17 protein-coding genes and 1 tRNA gene are annotated in these 18,047 nt (G+C 60.1%); 8 read left to right on the forward strand and 10 right to left on the reverse strand.

Annotated features, from left to right (window positions below):
* Positions 1-226: 226 nt before the first annotated feature.
* The 6 genes from JTJ32_RS14915 to JTJ32_RS14940 form a co-directional block, all read right to left on the reverse strand.
* The gene (locus JTJ32_RS14915; RefSeq protein WP_029244073.1) at positions 227-508 is read right to left on the reverse strand and encodes a hypothetical protein; all 282 of its coding nucleotides are present in this window, start codon (positions 506-508) and stop codon (positions 227-229) included.
* 332 nt (positions 509-840) lie between these two features.
* Positions 841-916: transfer RNA gene (locus JTJ32_RS14920), tRNA-Phe, on the reverse strand.
* Positions 917-1,017: 101 nt separating this feature from the next.
* Positions 1,018-1,290: an oxidative damage protection protein gene (locus JTJ32_RS14925; protein ID WP_004883065.1), complete on the reverse strand. Its 273-nt coding sequence runs from the start codon at positions 1,288-1,290 to the stop codon at positions 1,018-1,020.
* Positions 1,287-2,354 (reverse strand): A/G-specific adenine glycosylase, encoded by a 1,068-nt coding sequence (gene mutY / locus JTJ32_RS14930; protein ID WP_210042525.1) that lies wholly within the window; start codon positions 2,352-2,354, stop codon positions 1,287-1,289. The genes JTJ32_RS14925 and mutY overlap by 4 nt, the downstream gene beginning before the upstream one ends.
* 159 nt (positions 2,355-2,513) lie before the next feature.
* Positions 2,514-4,742, reverse strand: coding sequence for an AsmA family protein (locus tag JTJ32_RS14935; protein ID WP_210042526.1), 2,229 nt, complete (start codon positions 4,740-4,742; stop codon positions 2,514-2,516).
* Between the two features lie 103 nt (positions 4,743-4,845).
* Positions 4,846-5,250, reverse strand: coding sequence for an acetyl-CoA sensor PanZ family protein (locus tag JTJ32_RS14940; protein WP_099227286.1), 405 nt, complete (start codon positions 5,248-5,250; stop codon positions 4,846-4,848).
* Between the two features lie 263 nt (positions 5,251-5,513).
* Here JTJ32_RS14940 and JTJ32_RS14945 point away from each other — a divergent pair, with 263 nt between their 5' ends.
* The 7 genes from JTJ32_RS14945 (at position 5,514) to hisF (ending at position 11,893) form a co-directional block, all read left to right on the forward strand.
* A complete protein-coding gene (locus tag JTJ32_RS14945) occupies positions 5,514-7,175 on the forward strand; it encodes an OFA family MFS transporter (RefSeq protein ID WP_210042527.1) in 1,662 nt (553 codons plus the stop codon).
* Between the two features lie 173 nt (positions 7,176-7,348).
* Positions 7,349-8,545, forward strand: coding sequence for an amino acid aminotransferase (locus tag JTJ32_RS14950; protein ID WP_210042528.1), 1,197 nt, complete (start codon positions 7,349-7,351; stop codon positions 8,543-8,545).
* A 283-nt stretch (positions 8,546-8,828) separates the two neighbouring features.
* On the forward strand, positions 8,829-9,422 hold the full coding sequence (hisB, locus tag JTJ32_RS14955; protein ID WP_004883084.1) for an imidazoleglycerol-phosphate dehydratase HisB: 594 nt from the start codon (positions 8,829-8,831) through the stop codon (positions 9,420-9,422).
* The gene (gene hisH, locus JTJ32_RS14960) at positions 9,422-10,060 is read left to right on the forward strand and encodes an imidazole glycerol phosphate synthase subunit HisH (RefSeq protein ID WP_004883085.1); all 639 of its coding nucleotides are present in this window, start codon (positions 9,422-9,424) and stop codon (positions 10,058-10,060) included. The genes hisB and hisH overlap by 1 nt, the downstream gene beginning before the upstream one ends.
* A 5-nt stretch (positions 10,061-10,065) precedes the next feature.
* Positions 10,066-10,326, forward strand: coding sequence for a DUF2164 domain-containing protein (locus JTJ32_RS14965; protein ID WP_099227289.1), 261 nt, complete (start codon positions 10,066-10,068; stop codon positions 10,324-10,326).
* A gap of 23 nt (positions 10,327-10,349) precedes the next feature.
* Positions 10,350-11,087: a 1-(5-phosphoribosyl)-5-[(5-phosphoribosylamino)methylideneamino]imidazole-4-carboxamide isomerase gene (gene hisA / locus JTJ32_RS14970; protein WP_210042529.1), complete on the forward strand. Its 738-nt coding sequence runs from the start codon at positions 10,350-10,352 to the stop codon at positions 11,085-11,087.
* A gap of 35 nt (positions 11,088-11,122) precedes the next feature.
* Positions 11,123-11,893 carry an imidazole glycerol phosphate synthase subunit HisF gene (gene hisF / locus JTJ32_RS14975; protein WP_025993341.1) on the forward strand — a complete coding sequence of 257 codons (771 nt, stop codon included), beginning with the start codon at positions 11,123-11,125 and terminating at the stop codon, positions 11,891-11,893.
* 56 nt (positions 11,894-11,949) lie between these two features.
* Here the strand turns inward: hisF and JTJ32_RS14980 are convergent, their stop codons facing one another.
* Positions 11,950-13,464, reverse strand: coding sequence for a trypsin-like serine peptidase (locus JTJ32_RS14980; protein ID WP_210042530.1), 1,515 nt, complete (start codon positions 13,462-13,464; stop codon positions 11,950-11,952).
* A 237-nt stretch (positions 13,465-13,701) separates the two neighbouring features.
* Between JTJ32_RS14980 and JTJ32_RS14985 the strand changes: the two genes are divergently transcribed.
* Positions 13,702-14,457, forward strand: coding sequence for a substrate-binding periplasmic protein (locus tag JTJ32_RS14985; RefSeq protein WP_184322063.1), 756 nt, complete (start codon positions 13,702-13,704; stop codon positions 14,455-14,457).
* 3 nt (positions 14,458-14,460) lie between these two features.
* Here JTJ32_RS14985 and JTJ32_RS14990 read toward each other — a convergent pair whose 3' ends face one another.
* The 3 genes from JTJ32_RS14990 to JTJ32_RS15000 are packed head-to-tail and all read right to left on the reverse strand — an operon-like array spanning position 14,461 to position 17,922.
* Positions 14,461-15,243, reverse strand: coding sequence for a divergent polysaccharide deacetylase family protein (locus JTJ32_RS14990; protein WP_184322061.1), 783 nt, complete (start codon positions 15,241-15,243; stop codon positions 14,461-14,463).
* Positions 15,244-15,246: 3 nt separating this feature from the next.
* Entirely contained in the window at positions 15,247-16,578 is a 1,332-nt protein-coding gene (locus JTJ32_RS14995; protein WP_025993337.1) for a S41 family peptidase, read from the reverse strand.
* A 33-nt stretch (positions 16,579-16,611) separates the two neighbouring features.
* Positions 16,612-17,922, reverse strand: coding sequence for a murein hydrolase activator EnvC family protein (locus JTJ32_RS15000; RefSeq protein ID WP_099227294.1), 1,311 nt, complete (start codon positions 17,920-17,922; stop codon positions 16,612-16,614).
* Positions 17,923-18,047 lie beyond the last annotated feature (125 nt).

The raw sequence follows: 18,047 nt of genomic DNA on the forward strand, positions 1-18,047 counted from the left end.
GTCAGGCTATCGACAACAAGTCATAAGGCATTAGCGGCTGTAACAGCGTTTTGGACGGGAGGGATGCACGCGGGATCAGCGGGGGATTCCGGCAAGACGCGGTCAGCGCCAAACGCCGGACAAAGAAAAGCCCGCGATGGGGGAGCGGGCTTAAGGATTCACACTTGGGAGCAGCTCTACAATGGCTTATCGGCTGTGAAAACTTTGTGAAGAAAACAGGCCGTTTTTACTTTTTTTCAGGTGTTTGAACGGTGTTCGTCACTTCGGAGGTCGGCACGAAGGTCTTGGACTCTTCGGCAGCCGCTTCCTTGGACGCAGCCTTGTCTTTGGCGGCTTCGGCGTTCTCTTTCGCCGCGTCGTTCACTTTGGCCTGAGCCGATTCCATCTTCTGCTGAGCGTTTTCCTGATGCGCCTGAGCATCCTGCGCTTTCTGCTCGGATTTGCTGTCGCAGGCGGCGAGGCCAAGGGTGGCGGCGATGATGAGGGCGGAGGCGGTAAACTTGAGCACAGGATTTTTCCCTTTGAAAACAAATGTATGAGTTTCGAGGGGATGGGCGGGGGATTAGTTCAATGGGGTTGAGGGTGGGGACGCGTTTTCAGAAACGGTGAGGGAAACCGTTAATAAGTGGGGCCGGGTTGCTGACTTGGCCCTGATCCAAGCTGTTTTGATCAAGCGCTGGGCGCCGTTGATGAGTTGAGCCGCTATCGCTTGGACCGGTCGAGGCAACGTCCAGAAGAACGGGAAATTGCAGGCAACAAATTGCAGGCAACAAAAAGCCCGCACGAGGCGGGCTTCTTGTGTGTTTTCAGGTGTGACTGGCATCACCTGAAAACGAAAGGTGGTGCCCAGAGACGGAATCGAACCGCCGACACGGGGATTTTCAATCCCCTGCTCTACCGACTGAGCTATCTGGGCAACGGGGCGCATTAAACGTGTTTTTCAGGAGGTCGTCAAGCGCGTTCTCAAAAAATATTGAATTATTACCGACGCTTACGACCTTCACTGCGTGAAACGCTTTATTTCTCGGGCGGAACGTAGCCTTCAGCCTGAGCGTATTCCTCGCCGGACAGGTACTTGTCCATTTCGGCCTGAAGGAATTTGCGGTCTTCGGCGTTCATCATGTTCAGGCGGCGTTCGTTGATCAGCAGGGTCTGGTGTTTCTGCCAGTCGGCCCAGGCTTTTTTCGAGACGTGGTTGAAGATGTCTTCGCCCTTGGCACCCGGATAAGGGGCGCGCTCGAGGCCTTCCAGTTCTTCTTTGTACTTGCGGCACATTACGGTGCGGGTCATGACGACTCTCCTGCGTTCAATACGTCGGCTGCGCGTTTGAGCAGCTTTTTCACCGGGGCGGCAAGGCCCAGGCGCGGCGGGGTGGCGAGGTTATACCAGAGCCAGTCGGCCTCGGCCACGTGATGGGCGGTCTCCTGGACCTGTACCAGCCAGGGTTCGATGCTCAACTGGAAGTGGCTGAAGGTGTGGATCAGGCCGGGCAGTTCGTGATGCTTGCCCAATTCCAGAGCGTGTTGCGTTGCCAGATGCTGCACGTCGTCGAAGTGGTCGAGTTCCGGCAGGCTCCACAAGCCGCCCCACAGTCCGCTGGACGGGCGGCGGTACAGCAGAATCGCGCCGTCGCCGTTGGCGAAGATGGGCATGAGGGTGCGTTTTTGCGGCACGGTCTTGCGCGGCTTGGGAATCGGGTAGCGCGTTTCAAGGCCCAGCATGTGTGCCTGACAGCCACGCTCCAGCGGGCAGAGCAGGCAGCTGGGTTTGCTGCGGGTGCAGAGGGTGGCGCCCAGGTCCATCATCGCCTGTGTGTAGTTGTTCACCCGCGTGTGGGGCGTGAAGCGCTCTGCCGTGGCCCACAACTGTTTGGCAACCTTGGGCTCGCCCGGATAGCCTTCCTGAGCCGTGAAGCGCGCCAGAACGCGTTTGACGTTGCCGTCCAGGATCGATGCGCGGATGCCCATGCTAAGACTGGCGATGGCGCCAGCGGTGGACAGGCCGATGCCGGGCAGTTCAGTCAGTTTTTCGACATCCCGGGGAAATTCACCGCCGTGTTCGGCCACGACAATGCGCGCGGTCTTTTGCAGGTTGCGGGCGCGGGTGTAGTAACCCAGGCCGGTCCACAGGTGCAGTACCTCGTCTTCCGGCGCTTCGGCCAGGGCCTGCACGGTGGGCAGGGCGTCCATGAAGCGGTCGAAGTAGTTCAGCACGGTGCTGACCTGCGTCTGTTGCAACATGATTTCCGACACCCAGACCCGATACGGCGTGATGCCCTGCTGCCAAGGCAAATCGTGTCGGCCGTGGCGGTCATACCAATCCAGAACTGCGCTGGAAAATTGCTCGGGTTGCATCGCCTGCTGGGCTCCTGTGAAACCGCTCATGACCTGATGAAAGGCGCGTATCAAATGTGGGAGGCGGCTTGCCGGCGATCGGATCGACGCGGTCTGTCAGCCTGACCGCGTCATCGTTCATCGTCGGCAAGCCGCCTCCCACAAGGTGTTATGTGCTCACTAGCGCTTGAACAACCCCTTGAGCGCGTCCTTGAGTTCCGGGCTGACCTTGTCGCCCAGTTTCTCGTTGAGCTTGTCCTCGAGTTTTTCGCTGATCCGGTCGCCTGCCAGTTTTGCGGCGATCTGGCCGACGCCTTCGCGGTCCAGACGGCAGGCCTTCGCGCCCAGTTCCAGCGGGCCTCGGCATTGCACTGGCCACTCAATGCCGACGTAGCGCGGATTGACCTCGCAGGCCGGATCCGGCATGTCGCTCTTGTCGCCTTCGATGATGATGCCGACGCGATAGTTCATGCCCAGCACGCGCAAGTCCACATCACCGTTGCCGTTGACGGTCAGGCCGGGGATGCGCACTTTCAGGTCCGGGTTGCTCGCCACGCCGTTGCGGATGACCAGATTGCCGTCCAGTTGCTGGAAGGGCGTGTCCTTGGCGCGGGGCTCGCCGGTCAGCGGTTTGCGGTTCAGCGTTGAAATACCTTTGCACAGTTGCTGTTCGAGGTTGGCGTTGACCAGCACACCGTTGTTGAGCGCGAAACTGGCGGTGCCATTGAGGCTGTCAATCAGCGCTTTCTCGCTGTTGCCCTGGCCGGTCAGGCTGCTGTTCAGCGTCAGCTGACCGCGTACCGGCGGCGTCTGGCCCTGACTCTCCAGAACGCGTTCCACCGGCAGTTTCGCAGTACGCGTTTGCACACTGATGGTCGGCAGGTCGGGACGTGCATCCAGATTGCCTTTGACCTCGAAGTTGCCGTTGTAGAGATTGCCGCTGAGCGTATCGAGCTTGATGACACCGCCCGATGCCTGAGTCCTGAACACCGCATTGTCGATGGGCAGCTTGTTCAGGGTCAGTTTGCCCAGGCTGATGTCGGCCTCGACATCCAGCGTACGCAGGCGCTCCAGCGGCAACAGCTTGGCGGTGCTCCAGGCAGCCTTGGTCGGCTGCTCGGGCAGTGGCGAGTCCCCGGCAACAGCCGCGGCCTCACCGCTCTGCACCTCGGCTTTGCGCGCGGCCTTGGTGCCCTTGCTTTCTTCGCTTTCGGCCGGGCGGTAGCGGTCGGCGTCGAAGGTGTCGCCTTTGAGTTGCACGCGCAGGGCCTGTTTGGCGAAGTCGTCTATCGCGACACGGCCAGTGAAGGTGCTGTCGTCCACTTTCAGGTTCAGGCCGTCCAGCACGACGCTGGTAGGCGTGCCGCTGAGGCGGGTGACCATTTCGACCTTGCTGAGGGCGCCATTGGCCATCGGCGGCAGTGGCTGGCCGATGTTTTCAAAGAAGGTGCGCACATCGAGCTGAGCGATGGACAGGCCGCCACTGAGCTGAGGTGTCTTGTCCAGCTCGCGGGCACGCAGTTCGCCAAGCGCGCGTAGCTGGTTGGCCGAGATTTTCAGGCTGTTCCATTCGGCGATGTTGGCCGCCAGATCCACCAGCAGTTGACCTTGTGCCGAGAAGGTCACGGTCTTGCCCTTGAGCGGCTCGCCAGCGACTTCGCCGGACAGGCGCATGTCTTCGAATTGATAGCGCTTGAGCACGCGGTCCATGCGCAGCTCGCCAACCAGTTCGGTCTTGGCGCGCACGACGGGCTGGTTGGTACTGAGGAAAGCGGTCAGCTTGATCGGAATGTCGGACGCTTCGCGAATCGGGCCGGTGCTCAGCTGGATACTTTCTGCCGTGAAGGTCTGGCCTTTTCTGGCGTCGCTGTAGTCCACACGGGCGTTGTTGACGGTCAGGCTGTCGATGTCCAGCTTCAGAGGCTGAGAAGAACGTTCCGGCTTCGGTGCTTGCGGCGCGGGTGTCGGCGTGGCGTCCGGTGTTGCATCGGTGGACGCGACAGCGGGCGGTTTGCCGATGTCTTCCCAGTTGCCGTGACCCTGTTCATCGCGATGCAGCATCAGGTTCAGGCCTTCGACACGGATGTCGCTCATCTGCACCTGTTTGCGCAGCAAAGGCAGGACGCGGACGGACAAACCCAGCATTTGAACATCGGCAAAGGGCTGGTCGGGTGCGGTCAGTGTTGCCACATGGGTGTCGTGCAGTTCCAGTCCGAGCCACGGGAACAGGCTCCAGCCGATATCGCCATTGAGGGTCAGCTCGACGTTGGCCTTTTCACGTGCCAGTTGCCGAATCTCGTCTTTGTAGTCGTTGGGATCAAACAGATGGGTCAAGGCGAAGCCAAGAGCCACGATGATCAGCAACAACCCGAGAATAAACAGCCCCAGGATTTTGCCGAACGCTTTCATGGGCGAGTCCTTGTGTCGATGTTCAAAAATAGCCCACGAGTATACCGCTCTGAGGAGGGTCTCGGGCTTCGGATGCTTTCATGGCTGGATCACGCCCGGTGATTCAGGGCGTTGCGACGTCCAGTTGCACAGAAAGCCTGGCCGCCAGGGCGAGGACTTCGGGACACTCGGCGGTTGCCAGCAAGCGTAGTTCGCAACCCGCTTTTCGGGCCAGTTTCTGCCCTTCGCAGACTATGCGCTCGGCCACACCGCGTCGACGTGTCGGTTTGCGCACGCACAGATGAGACAGGTGCCAGACCGTCTTGCCGCGTTCAAGTCGGGCCGCGCCCAGCAGCCGGTCATTGAAGCGTCCGACCAGCAGGGCATCGTCACCCAGTGTCCTTTCAATCAACTGTGCTGCACTGGAAAAAGGCGGCAGCATATCCGCCGGTGCGTCGAGATATATCTTTTGCAGGTCTTCCTGATCCTGAAAAGTGGGCGAACTTAATAGCCCAACTAAGACCGGCATGCGTCTTCTCCCGATGTTTAATTGACTGTATCTATGGGGTCATAGATAACGTGGATTAAGTGGGTGATATTAATAACAAAAACACTGTAACAAGATGCTTATTGGCCATCAGTAAGTGATAGTCTCCGCATCTGCTGGTTCAGGTGCGTCTTTTTGTCACGTATCTGAACAACCTGCCGATAAAACAGATATGGCCGCTCGGCATGGAGTCTGTGGCGGATCAGCGGGACCATCTGCAAGCTTCACACATTGGGGTAATTATAATGAGCACAAGCACAGCATTGGGCGGCGCAGCCGTTCAGCCTGCGTTCTTGTCCAAAGAGCGCATTATCGCCAAGCCCGGTTTCAACCGCTGGCTTGTTCCACCAGCCGCACTGGCCATCCATCTTTGTATTGGTATGGCGTACGGTTTTTCGGTTTTCTGGTTGCCGTTGTCGAAAGCGGTCGGTGTTTCGGCACCCGTGGCTTGCACACCGGACATGGGCTTCTTTGCACAGATGTTTGCATCGACCTGTGACTGGCAGATTTCCATGCTGGGCTGGATCTACACCCTGTTCTTTATCTTCCTGGGCTGTTCGGCTGCCATCTGGGGTGGCTGGCTCGAGCACGCAGGTCCACGCAAGGCCGGTGTCGTTTCGGCACTGTGCTGGTGTGGCGGTCTGCTGATTTCCGCGTTGGGTATTTATACTCACCAGATCTGGCTCATGTGGCTGGGCTCGGGGGTTATCGGCGGTATCGGTCTGGGGCTTGGCTATATCTCCCCGGTGTCGACCCTGATCAAGTGGTTCCCGGACAAGCGCGGCATGGCGACCGGCATGGCGATCATGGGCTTCGGCGGCGGCGCAATGGTGGGTGCACCTCTGGCGACCTTCCTGATGGGCCACTTCGCGTCGGCTGACGGCGTGGGCGTGTGGCAGAGCTTTGTCGTGATGGCGGTGATCTACTTCATCTTCATGATCGGCGGCGCACTGGGCTACCGCGTTCCACCGACCGGCTGGAAGCCTGAAGGCTGGACCGCTCCGGCTGCCAAGGCCAAGAACGCGATGATCACCAACCGTCACGTGCACGTCAGCGTGGCCTGGAAGACGCCGCAGTTCCGTCTGGTCTGGCTGGTGCTGTGCCTGAACGTTTCGGCCGGTATCGGCATCCTGGGCATGGCTTCGCCGCTGCTGCAGGAAGTGTTCGCCGGCAAGCTGCTGGGCAACGATCTGACCTTCAGTCAGCTCAGCGCTGACCAGTTGAAAGCCATCGCCGCCATCGCTGCGGGCTTCACCGGTCTGTTGAGCCTGTTCAACATCGGTGGTCGCTTCTTCTGGGCTTCGTGCTCGGACTACATCGGTCGCAAGGCCACTTACTTCGTGTTCTTCGCACTGGGCTTCGTGCTCTACGCATCGGTTCCGACGCTGGGCCACATGGGCAGCATCGCGCTGTTCGTCGCCGCGTTCTGTGTCGTGCTGTCGATGTACGGCGGTGGTTTCGCAACCGTACCTGCCTATCTGGCCGACCTGTTCGGTACACAGATGGTCGGTGCCATCCACGGTCGTCTGCTGACTGCCTGGGCTGCAGCGGGTTTACTGGGCCCGGTACTGGTCAATTACCTGCGTGAGTATCAACTCAGCCATGGTGTTGCACGTGCCGATGCCTACGACATCACGCTGTACATCCTTGCCGGTCTGCTGGTGTTGGGCTTCCTCTGCAACCTGATGATCCGTCCGGTGGCCGACAAGTACTTCATGACCGACGCAGAGCTGGCGGCTGAACAAGCCATCGGCCACGACAAGGGCGCGAATGCGACCACTTCGCTGGAGTGGAAAGCCTCTGCGGGCAGCAAGCCGCTGGTGATCGCCGCCTGGCTGGCAGTGGGCATTCCACTGGCGTGGGGCGTCTGGGTGACCCTGCAAAAGACCGCCGTACTGTTCCACTGACAGTCTGCGAGTCCTGAAAAAGCGCGTGCACTTCGGTGCATGCGCTTTTTTTTTTGCCCGATTTTCGGTTTGGTGTGGCAAGACGAGAGAGGCGGGCAGGGTTAATATCCCGCAGCAGAACCACAGACCTGATCCTTGTCCGGCCTGATTTTCATTTTTAAGGAGTTGTTTGCATGCTAGCCCACGTGGAGTCGTACGCCGGTGATCCGATCCTTTCGTTGATGGAAACCTTCGGCAAGGATCCTCGCGCCGACAAGGTCAACCTGAGCATCGGTCTGTATTACGACGCACAGGGCCGCATTCCTCGTCTCGACGCGGCAGTCAGCGCGCAGCAGCAACTGGCCGAGGGCGAGCAGACCGCTTCGCTGTACCTGCCAATGGAAGGCCTCGCGCCTTACCGTCAGGCGGTGCAGACCCTGCTGTTCGGCGAGAACAACCCGGCCGTGCTGGCGGGGCGTGTCGCCACGATCCAGACTGTTGGCGGTTCCGGCGCGTTGAAAGTCGGTGCCGACTTCCTCAAGTATGCGTTCCCGGATTCGCAAGTCTGGGTCAGTGATCCGACCTGGGAAAACCATAACGCGTTGTTTGGCGGCGCGGGTTTCAAGGTCAATACCTATCCCTACTTCGATGCTCAGACTGGCGGAGTGAAGTTCGATGCCATGCTGGATGCGCTGCAGCAATTGCCTGCCCGCAGCATCGTGTTGCTGCATCCGTGCTGCCACAACCCGACTGGTGCGGATCTGTCCGTTGCGCAGTGGGATCAGGTGGTCGCAGTGGTCAAAGACCGTCAGCTGATTCCCTTTCTCGACATCGCCTATCAGGGCTTCGGCAATGGCATGGACGAAGACGCGTACGCGATTCGTGCGATGACGGATGCCGGCGTCACGGCGTTCATCAGCAATTCGTTCTCGAAGATTTTCTCGCTGTACGGCGAGCGCGTGGGCGGACTGTCGGTGGTCTGCGAAGACAGTGCCTCGGCCGTCAACGTGCTGGGTCAGCTCAAGGCGACCGTGCGCCGCAACTACTCCAGCCCGCCTGCCCATGGCGCGCAAGTGGTTTCCCGCGTGCTCAACTCGCCGCAGTTGCGTGACCAGTGGCTGACCGAGGTCGAGGTCATGCGTCAACGTATCCTCGACATGCGGACTCGTCTGGTCGCGGTATTGGCGCAGAAGGTGCCGCAGCACGATTTCAGCTTCATCCTCCGGCAGAACGGCATGTTCAGCTACACCGGTCTGACTCCGGCGCAGGTCGATGAGCTGAAGGACGCCCACGGTGTCTATCTGATCCGCAGCGGCCGCATGTGCCTGGCCGGGCTGAACGAGGGGAATATCGACAAGGTGTGCGACGCAATCGCCAGCCTGTTCATCTGATTTCTCCCGAGCGCGGTGTCACTCTGCTCCTGACGCGATGACGTCTCGCAGCAGCGCAGAATGTGGGGGGGCGGCTTGCCGGCGATTCGGTTTTTCAGGTGCGGCATCAGCGACTGAACCGACGCGTTCGCCGGCAAGCTGCCTCTCACGGCCAGTGTCTGCCGCGAGGTGTGAGAGGAGGATGCGCAGTAAATCCCCTGTCTGTCGTCTGTTTGCTTCATGCGCAGCCGTTCTGGGCCTATAATGATCGCCTTTTTCGCCCAATGATTTTGCGGAGCTGGTGATGGCCGAACGTAAGGCTTACGTCGAGCGCAATACTCTGGAAACCCAGATCAAAGCCTCGATCAACCTGGATGGCACCGGAAAGGCCCGATTCGACATCGGTGTGCCTTTTCTTGAGCACATGCTCGACCAGATCGCCCGGCACGGGCTGATCGACCTGGACATCGAGTGCAAGGGCGACCTGGAAATCGACGATCACCATACGGTGGAAGACGTCGGTATCACGGTGGGTCAGGCATTCAGCCAGGCCATTGGCGACAAGAAAGGCATTCGCCGTTACGGCCATGCCTATGTGCCGCTCGACGAAGCGCTGTCGCGTGTGGTTATCGACTTCTCGGGTCGTCCCGGCCTGCAAATGCATGTGCCGTACACCCGTGCGACCGTCGGTGGCTTCGACGTTGACCTGTTCCAGGAATTTTTCCAGGGCTTCGTCAACCACGCCAACGTGACGCTGCACATCGACAACCTGCGTGGCCACAACACCCATCACCAGATCGAAACGGTCTTCAAGGCCTTCGGCCGTGCCCTGCGCATGGCGGTCGAGCTGGATGAACGCATGGCCGGGCAGATGCCTTCCACCAAAGGTGTTCTCTGATGCAGACAGTTGCGGTCATCGATTACGGCATGGGCAACCTGCACTCGGTCGCCAAGGCCCTGGAGCACGTTGGCGCAGGCCGTGTGCTGATCACCAGCGACGCCGATGTGATTCGTGAGGCCGACCGTGTGGTGTTTCCGGGCGTGGGCGCGATTCGCGACTGCATGGCCGAAATCCGCCGTCTGGGTTTTGATTCGCTGGTGCAGGAAGTCAGCAAGGACCGCCCGTTTCTTGGTATCTGCGTCGGCATGCAGGCCTTGCTCGACAGCAGCGAAGAGAGCGATGGCGTGGACTGCATCGGCATGTTTCCCGGTCAGGTGAAGTTCTTCGGCAAGGACCTGCATGAAGACGGCGAGCATTTGAAAGTGCCGCACATGGGCTGGAATCAGGTCACTCAGTCGGTCGATCACCCGCTGTGGCACGACATCCCCGATCTGGCGCGTTTCTACTTCGTCCACAGCTACTACATCGACGCCGTCAACCAGCGTCAGGTGGTGGGCCGTGGTCGTTACGGCATCGATTTCGCGGCAGCGCTGGCTGACGGCTCGCGCTTTGCCGTGCAGTTCCACCCGGAGAAGAGCCATACCCATGGCCTGCAGTTGCTGCAGAACTTCGCGGCGTGGGACGGTCGCTGGTAACCGACATGAGCAAAGCCAAGGCCAAGCCACCCATCCTGACCCTCTCGCCCGAGCATGAGCAGCAGGCGATCGACAAGCTCAAGCGTCTGTTCGCAGAGCGCTTCGAGCTGGAACTGGGGTCGTTCGAGGTGGCTGAGGTGCTTGAGCTGTTCACGCGAGAGATTGCCCCGCATTACTACAATCGAGCCATTTTCGATGTTCAGCAGCACCTCAAGGAGAGGTTCGAGAGCATCGAAAGTGACCTGTGGGCGCTCGAGAAAAACTAATTTCCGGACAAGTAGGTTCCCCGATGCTGATTATCCCCGCTATCGACCTTAAAGACGGCGCCTGCGTGCGCCTGCGTCAGGGCCGCATGGAAGATTCCACGGTGTTCTCCGATGACCCGGTGGCCATGGCTGCCAAGTGGGTCGAAGGCGGCTGCCGCCGTCTGCATCTGGTTGACCTCAACGGCGCGTTCGAAGGTCAGCCGGTCAACGGTGACGTGGTTACCGCCATCGCGCGGCGCTACCCGAATCTGCCGATCCAGATCGGCGGTGGCATCCGTTCGCTGGAAACCATCGAGCACTACGTCAAGGCGGGCGTGAGCTACGTCATCATCGGCACCAAGGCGGTCAAGGAGCCTGAGTTCGTGGCTGAAGCCTGCCGTGCGTTCCCCGGCAAGGTGATCGTCGGTCTGGACGCCAAGGACGGTTTCGTCGCGACTGACGGCTGGGCTGAAGTCAGCTCGGTACAGGTCATCGATCTGGCCAGGCGTTTTGAAGCCGATGGCGTGTCGGCCATCGTGTACACCGACATCGCCAAAGACGGCATGATGCAGGGCTGCAACATCCCGTTCACCGCTGCGCTGGCGGCGGCCACGCGGATTCCGGTCATCGCGTCCGGCGGCATCCATAACCTGGGCGACATCAAGGCGCTGCTCGATGCCAAGGCACCGGGCATCATCGGTGCCATCACCGGTCGCGCCATCTACGAAGGCACGCTGGATGTTGCCGAGGCTCAGACCTTGTGTGATCTGGAGCAGCGCTAAGCCTGCGCTGGTTCAATTAACCGGAGATTGATCCTGTGGCCCTAGCCAAACGCATCATCCCTTGCCTGGACGTCGACAACGGTCGAGTGGTCAAGGGCGTCAAGTTCGAGAACATCCGCGACGCGGGTGATCCGGTGGAAATCGCGCGTCGCTACGATGAGCAGGGCGCCGACGAAATCACCTTTCTGGACATCACCGCCAGTGTCGACGGCCGTGACACCACGCTGCACACCGTCGAGCGCATGGCCAGCCAGGTGTTCATCCCGCTGACCGTGGGCGGCGGCGTGCGTACCGTGCAGGACATCCGCAACCTGCTCAATGCCGGTGCCGACAAGGTGTCGATCAACACCGCTGCCGTGTTCAATCCGGAATTCGTCGGCGAAGCCGCGGCCCGTTTCGGTTCGCAGTGCATCGTGGTCGCCATCGACGCCAAGAAGGTTTCCGGGCCCGGCGAAACGCCGCGCTGGGAAATCTTCACCCATGGCGGGCGCAAGCCTACCGGGTTGGACGCTGTGGTCTGGGCGAAGAAGATGGAAGAGCTGGGTGCGGGCGAAATCCTGCTGACCAGCATGGATCAGGACGGCATGAAGAACGGCTTCGATCTGGGCGTTACCCGCGCCATCAGTGACGCGCTGGGCATTCCGGTGATCGCTTCGGGCGGTGTCGGCAACCTGGAGCATCTGGCCGCCGGCGTGCTGGAAGGCCACGCCAGTGCCGTACTGGCCGCGAGTATTTTCCACTTCGGTGAATACACGGTGCCGGAAGCCAAGGCTTACATGGCCAGTCGCGGAATCGTGATGCGCTGAGCCAGCGTCGAAAAACAGACGAGCGCGCTGACCCGGTCAGCGCGCTCGTTTTCGTTTCAGTTATCGGTTGCGGGTGCGATCAGGCTGTCGACACGAGGCTCGGAAGCCTGTCCCGACGCATCTTTGGCCACAGTACACAGCGTGGCCGGAAGCAATCGGGGGCTGATGTTGAAGTTGTAGTACACCGTCTTGTAGCCCTTTGGATCCGCGCAATCGGTCGAGTCTGGCGCGCCGAACTTGAATGCATGGCTGGCGTGCGTGGGCAGGCTGCGGGTGAAGGCGACATGGTACTTGCCGGTGTCCAGTTGCGTGACCGTGACAGCAGGCGCAGGTGTTGTGCCGGAATCCACCAGTTCCACACTGTGAATGAAGGCATTTTCCCGCACGCCAGGCAGATCGCCCTCGTTGCCGTTGTGGCCGACGATACACAGCGAATACAAGCCGGGCTCGGTGCCGATCACTGAATTGATGTGCGCGGTGCGTGCGTCCCGTGAGCTGCGATAACCATCCGGTTCCCGGCATTGGCTGGGGTTGCGGGTGGTCTTGAATTTGAACTGTGAGGTGTTGATGGTGAACTTCATGTCCCAGCGTGGCGCAATCACTGCGCCTTGCGCGTCGCGTTCCAGCCTTATCATGTGCTTCTGATAAGACGGGTTGGGCAGGGTCACCCGGGCGTCGGTCTGCAGTCTGCAGGTCGGGAGCAAACGCTCGAAGACACCCTCGACGAAGCAGGCGTGCAATACGTCGATCGGGCTGGCGTAGGTCGTGTCGGCTGACCAGGTAGCCTTGCCATCGCTGACTTCGCAAGGCGAATCGGCAAAGCAGCGGCTCTGCTCGGTGGCGCCCCGGGTGCCGGTGCCCATGATGCCGATGATCGTGTTGGTATGACGATCAATCAGAGGACTGCCCGAGCTGCCCGGCAGTACGTCTTCACAGCGGTTGCGCAGGTTCGCGTTCCACGCATAGGGATGCTCGATGATGTTCACGACGGCGTCCACCTCGCAGGCAGAAAGCCGCAGCGTGTGGCCGTTGGGCGCCAGCGGCGCGCTGACTGACAGGACTTCGCTGCCCGTCTGCGCCGCAGTCCCGGACAGTTTCATGGGCGTGATGCCGTCTTCCAGCAGGCGCAACAGCGGTGCCTGCAACTCCAGCAAGGCGAGGTCGACGCCGCGCATGCTGCTCCAGTGGATTTTCTTCAATGGATAAACCGGACGTTTACCCGGCGGGATGTCCTTGAAGTAATTGAATTCCACATGGCCTTCGATTTCCAGGTCAGTAGCCGCCTGACCGGGCTGGACATAGGTGCAATGGCCGCTGCTCAGCACATAGGCAGGTGCATCGACATTGGTATCAGTTCGGGTATCGATCAGTACTGCGGTGCACATTCGGTTTTCCATGCTTTCCATGCGACCGATACCGTTCCAGTGATTGAAACGGCCATCCTTGTTTTCCAGCAGCACGGAAGGTGTGAACGCAGCGATGCCGTCGCCGTAATCGCCTGGCTGGGCCAGCGCAATGCTGCATACGCAGGCCGACAGCAGGGCCAGGTACGGTTTTTTTCTGAGGCTCATTTATCATTCCTTTGATAGGCGAGGGTGTCGGGTCAGTTGTGCTGACGCGGCCTATCAAAACGCCTTTCGAATCGGGCTGTGCCGTAAATAGTTAACGGGGCCGGTTTTTTGTGAGGGCACCGATGGGATAGGCCATCGGCGGAATGTGCTTGAAAGCGACATCCACAAGTCGCGGGCTAGACAGTGCGGCAGGTTCACGGCACTCTGCCTCAGTCGTTCAAGATCGAGTGCCGGAACATGCTCAAACGTCTTTTTCTCGCACTGGTCGGGGCAGGGGTTCTGCTCAGCGAGGTCGCCCATGCTGACGTTTCGCCGGGCTACTCAATGGTTCTGCTGACCGAAAACTACCCACCCTACAACATGGCAGCGGATGGCAAGAATTTCGCTCAGGACAGCAACATCAATGGCATTGCCGTGGATGTGGTTCGCGAGATGTTCAAGCGTGCCGGTGTAGGCTACAACCTGACTCTGCGTTTTCCCTGGGAGCGGGTGTACAAGCTTGCGCTGGAAAAGCACGGTTATGGTGTTTTCTCCACGGTGCGTACGCCGGAGCGGGAAAAACTCTTCAAGTGGGTAGGGCCTATCGGGCCGGTTGACTGGGTACTGCTGGCACCGGCAAACAGCACGATTGCCCTGTCGAGCCTGGAGCAGGCCAAGGGTTACCAGATCGGCGCCTACAAGGGCGATGCGGTAGCCGAGCATCTGGCGCTCAAGGGCCTCGATCCGGTGGTCATGCTGCGCGATCAGGACAACGCTCGAAAACTGGTCAACGGGCAGATCGATCTGTGGGCAACGGCCGATCCCGTGGGCCTTTACCTGGCCAGGCAGGAAGGCATCACCGATCTCAGGATCGTGCTGCGTTTCCACACCGCCGAGCTGTATCTGGCCTTGAACAAGGACACGCCGCAGGACGTGGTGGATCGTCTGCAGGCTGCGCTGGATACGATGCGTGACGAAGGGCAGTTGAAGAAGATCAGCGACCGTTACCTGTAAAACCTAGCGATAGGTCCCGTCTTTGCCATGACCGGCCATGGCCTTGTTGCCACGCTGGCTGATCATTTCACGAAGTTCGATCCACTCGATGCCCTGCGCTTTCAGTTTGGGCAGTTCGCGCTCAAGCACATCCAGCGTGACAGGGTAGGGGTGGCCGATGACCACGGCCGAGCCCTGCTTGTGTGCCAGTTTGATCGCGGTCTGAAGCTGCCGGGTGATGGCTTCGGCATTACGCTCATCGTCGAGAAACACATCGCGGGACACGCTGGCCAGACCGATACGTTGCGCCTGGGCGGCGGCGACAGTCTTGGCACTGGTGCGACTGTCGACGAAGAACATGTGCCGACGCTGCAACTCCTCCATCAACCACGCCATGGCAACCGGCTCTGCGGTCATGCGGCTGCCCATGTGGTTGTTGATGCCTGCTGCGTACGGCACTTTGAGCAGTGCGGCATTCAGGCGGCTTTCAAGTTCCGGCAACGGCAGTTCAGGGTGCCACGCATAGGGACCGGTTGCCGGGTCCATGGGCATGTGCAGCATGACGGTCTTGTGCGCACGGTGCGCCTGTCTGGCGAAGTCGGTGGCGTGGGGTGTGTCGGGCATGATCGCCAGCGTGACCGGGCCGGGAAGCGCCAGCGTACGGCTGTCGCGTTCGGGGTTCTGGCCCAGGTCATCGATGATCAGGCTGAGGTAGGCTTTGGCCGGTTTTGTGCTGGTCTCGACTGACGCTGCGTGGGCAGCGCCAGTGATCGAGAATCCCAACAGCAGAAGGCAGAGAATACGCATCCGTCAGTTGCCGCGCGTAATACTCAACCCCTTGAGCAGGCTGAGGGCCTGGCTGAGCTGGAAGTCGTCGTCCTGCGGACGCGCCTTGGCTGCCGCGCCGCCCTTGAGGGTCGGTTTGTCCGCGCCGCCGTTGCCGTTACCCAGGTGACCGAGCAGGTCGGCTTCCTTGTAGTTTTCGCCATCGACTTCGTTGGTGACCTTGGCGCGGCGCACCACGATGTCAGGGTTGATGCCCTGTGCCTGAATCGAGCGACCGTTTGGCGTGTAATACAGCGCCGTGGTGATCTTCAGTGCGCGATCATTGTTCAGCGGCAGTACGGTTTGCACCGAGCCTTTGCCGAAACTGTCGGTGCCCATCAGGATGCCGCGTTTCTGGTCCTGCAACGCACCGGCAACGATTTCCGACGCCGAGGCGCTGCCGCCGTTGATCAGCACGACCAGAGGCACGCCTTCGCTGGCGTCTGCCGGGTCTGCCGAGAAACGCAACTCGGAGTTGGCGATACGGCCCTTGGTGTAGACGATCAGGCCTTTGGTAAGGAAGTGGTCCGCCACCTGCACTGCCGACTGCAATACGCCGCCAGGGTTGTTGCGCAGGTCCAGAATCAGTCCGCTCATTTTCTTGCCGTTGTCCTTGCGCAACTTGGCCAGCGCCTTGCCGACTTCGTCGCCGGTCTTGACCTGGAACTGGGTGATGCGGATGTAGCCGTAGCCGTTCTCCAGCATCTGCGCCTTCACGCTCTTGACCTGAATGGTCGCGCGCGCCAGCGTCACGTCGAACGGGGTGCCGCCGTCGCGTACCAGTGTCAGGGTGATTTTTTCGCCGATCTTGCCGCGCATCTTGTCGACCGCTTCCTGCATGGTCTGACCCTGCGTCGGCGCGCCGTTGATCTTCACGATCAGGTCGCCGGCTTCGATGCCAGCCTTGGAGGCCGGTGTATCGTCGATGGGCGAAACGACTTTGACGAGGCCGTCTTCCACCCCGACTTCAATGCCCAGGCCGCCGAATTCACCGCTGGTGCTTTCCTGCAGTTCCTGGAAATCTTCCGGGCCAAGGTAGGCGGAGTGCGGATCAAGGTTGCTGAGCATGCCCTTGATGGCGTTTTCCAGCAGGGTCTTGTCGTCCACCGGCTCTACGTAGGCGGCCTTGACCCGATCCATGACCTCGGCAAACGTGCGCAGCTCTTCGAGCGGCAGCGGCGGTTTGGCGTTGGCATTGGCCGGAGCGACTGCTGCTGTCGGGGCTGGCGTGGTTTTTTCGGCAGCTTGCGCCAGCGGCGCGCCGATAACGATGGCAATCGCCATGGCCAGCGAGGTGAGGCGGGACAAATGCAGCATGTCTGACGAGCTCCTACTGATATTGGTGCCGACTTATCCTTGAGTGCGGCACCATTGGGCTGGATCGCTTGGGCGACCCTGCTGACGAATAGCAAAGTACAACGCTGATGTGTCCTGACCGCCGCTGTTGCCTACGGTGGAAATCGCTTCACCGGCTTTTACGATATCGCCTGCCGACTTGAGCAGGCTCTGATTGTGTCCGTACAGGCTCAAATAGCCATTACCGTGGTCGAGAATGACCAGAAGCCCGGCGCCGCGCAACCAGTCAGCGAAAACCACTCGCCCTCCGTGTACGGCATGTACCTGGCTTCCGGCCGAGGCGCTGATCATGACGCCGTCCCATTTGGTCCGCTCGTCATCACCGCGCGCTTCACCGAAACGTGCAAGCAATCGACCATCGATCGGCCATGGAAGTTTTCCCTTGGCCTCGGCAAAAGGTCCGCCATACGAAACACCGGCGCTGGAAACCAGCGCGCCGGGGCTTTTGACCGGGCGGCGCGGAGCGGGTTCATCGTCAGTTTTGCCACTGTTACGGGCGACGGCCTGGGCTTCACGCTGGCGTTTCTCTTCGGCTTCCTTTGCCGCCAACAGCGCTTTCTGGCGTGCCTCTTCGGCTTCGCGGGCCTGTCGGGCCAGCGTCTCTTCGATGGTCTTCAGGACCTTGGCCAGATCGGCCTGATCCTGCTGACGGGCCTGCAACTTCTGGTCGCGGGCCTTGTAGTCCTGGTTGAGTTTAGCCAAAGCCTGCTGACGCTCCTGGCGAACCTTGGCCAATTCTTCTGTCTGGCTGTCGAGGTTGCTCTTCTGAACCAGCAGCTGGGCCTGTTGCAGGTCAATGTCTTTACTGACGTTGGCCAACTGACGCAGGGTTTCATTGAAGTTGCGCAACTGCTCCAGGCGCGCCTGGCTCAGGTAGTCGTAATAAGTGAGGGTGCGGGCAAATTTTTCGGGGTGCTGCTGGTTGAGCAGCAACTTGAGGTATTCCTGGCGACCGCTCTGGTAGGCGGCGCGGGCCTGAATGGCGATCAGGCGTTGTTGCTCGACCTTGGCGCTATTCAGTTTTTTTTTCTCACCGTCGAGCTTCGTCAGCTCGGCTTCGGTCTTTTTTAGTTCCTTTTGCAGGACCTCGACCTGCTTTTCCAGCTTGCCCATTTCCGTTTCGGTGGTGCGCAGGTCCTTCTGGACGCCTGTGCGTTCTTCCTGAACCTGTTTCAGGGCTTTCTGCAGCTCAGCCACATCCTGACGCGCAGCGTCTATCTGTTTTTGGGTTTGCGCACGCTCGTCTTCGGCGAACGCCGGATTGAGCAGGCAGATCAGAACAAGGGCGATCAAGGCGCGAAGCATGAGGGTGGGCGATACCGAGGAATTGTGAGAAAAAATGTCAGGCCTAGTATGCCCGGCATGGGGTACAAAAAAAACGCCCCGGTCGTACTGCTTTGGGGCCTGTAACACAAAAAACCGGCACTGCC

The organism is Pseudomonas alliivorans, assembly GCF_017826695.1.
GTDB lineage: Bacteria > Pseudomonadota > Gammaproteobacteria > Pseudomonadales > Pseudomonadaceae > Aquipseudomonas > Aquipseudomonas alliivorans.

Bases quoted from the DNA above. Each gene is read 5' to 3' on its own strand.
- hisA (WP_210042529.1), top strand. From the start codon at position 10,350: ATGCTGATTATCCCCGCTATCGACCTTAAAGACGGCGCCTGCGTGCGC.
- JTJ32_RS14925 (WP_004883065.1), bottom strand. From the start codon at position 1,290: ATGACCCGCACCGTAATGTGCCGCAAGTACAAAGAAGAACTGGAAGGC.
- JTJ32_RS14935 (WP_210042526.1), bottom strand. From the start codon at position 4,742: ATGAAAGCGTTCGGCAAAATCCTGGGGCTGTTTATTCTCGGGTTGTTG.
- hisB (WP_004883084.1), top strand. From the start codon at position 8,829: ATGGCCGAACGTAAGGCTTACGTCGAGCGCAATACTCTGGAAACCCAG.
- JTJ32_RS14990 (WP_184322061.1), bottom strand. From the start codon at position 15,243: ATGCGTATTCTCTGCCTTCTGCTGTTGGGATTCTCGATCACTGGCGCT.
- JTJ32_RS14965 (WP_099227289.1), top strand. From the start codon at position 10,066: ATGAGCAAAGCCAAGGCCAAGCCACCCATCCTGACCCTCTCGCCCGAG.
- JTJ32_RS14995 (WP_025993337.1), bottom strand. From the start codon at position 16,578: ATGCTGCATTTGTCCCGCCTCACCTCGCTGGCCATGGCGATTGCCATC.
- JTJ32_RS14945 (WP_210042527.1), top strand. From the start codon at position 5,514: ATGAGCACAAGCACAGCATTGGGCGGCGCAGCCGTTCAGCCTGCGTTC.
- JTJ32_RS14980 (WP_210042530.1), bottom strand. From the start codon at position 13,464: ATGAGCCTCAGAAAAAAACCGTACCTGGCCCTGCTGTCGGCCTGCGTA.
- JTJ32_RS14985 (WP_184322063.1), top strand. From the start codon at position 13,702: ATGCTCAAACGTCTTTTTCTCGCACTGGTCGGGGCAGGGGTTCTGCTC.
- JTJ32_RS15000 (WP_099227294.1), bottom strand. From the start codon at position 17,922: ATGCTTCGCGCCTTGATCGCCCTTGTTCTGATCTGCCTGCTCAATCCG.
- JTJ32_RS14940 (WP_099227286.1), bottom strand. From the start codon at position 5,250: ATGCCGGTCTTAGTTGGGCTATTAAGTTCGCCCACTTTTCAGGATCAG.
- JTJ32_RS14950 (WP_210042528.1), top strand. From the start codon at position 7,349: ATGCTAGCCCACGTGGAGTCGTACGCCGGTGATCCGATCCTTTCGTTG.
- hisH (WP_004883085.1), top strand. From the start codon at position 9,422: ATGCAGACAGTTGCGGTCATCGATTACGGCATGGGCAACCTGCACTCG.
- mutY (WP_210042525.1), bottom strand. From the start codon at position 2,354: ATGCAACCCGAGCAATTTTCCAGCGCAGTTCTGGATTGGTATGACCGC.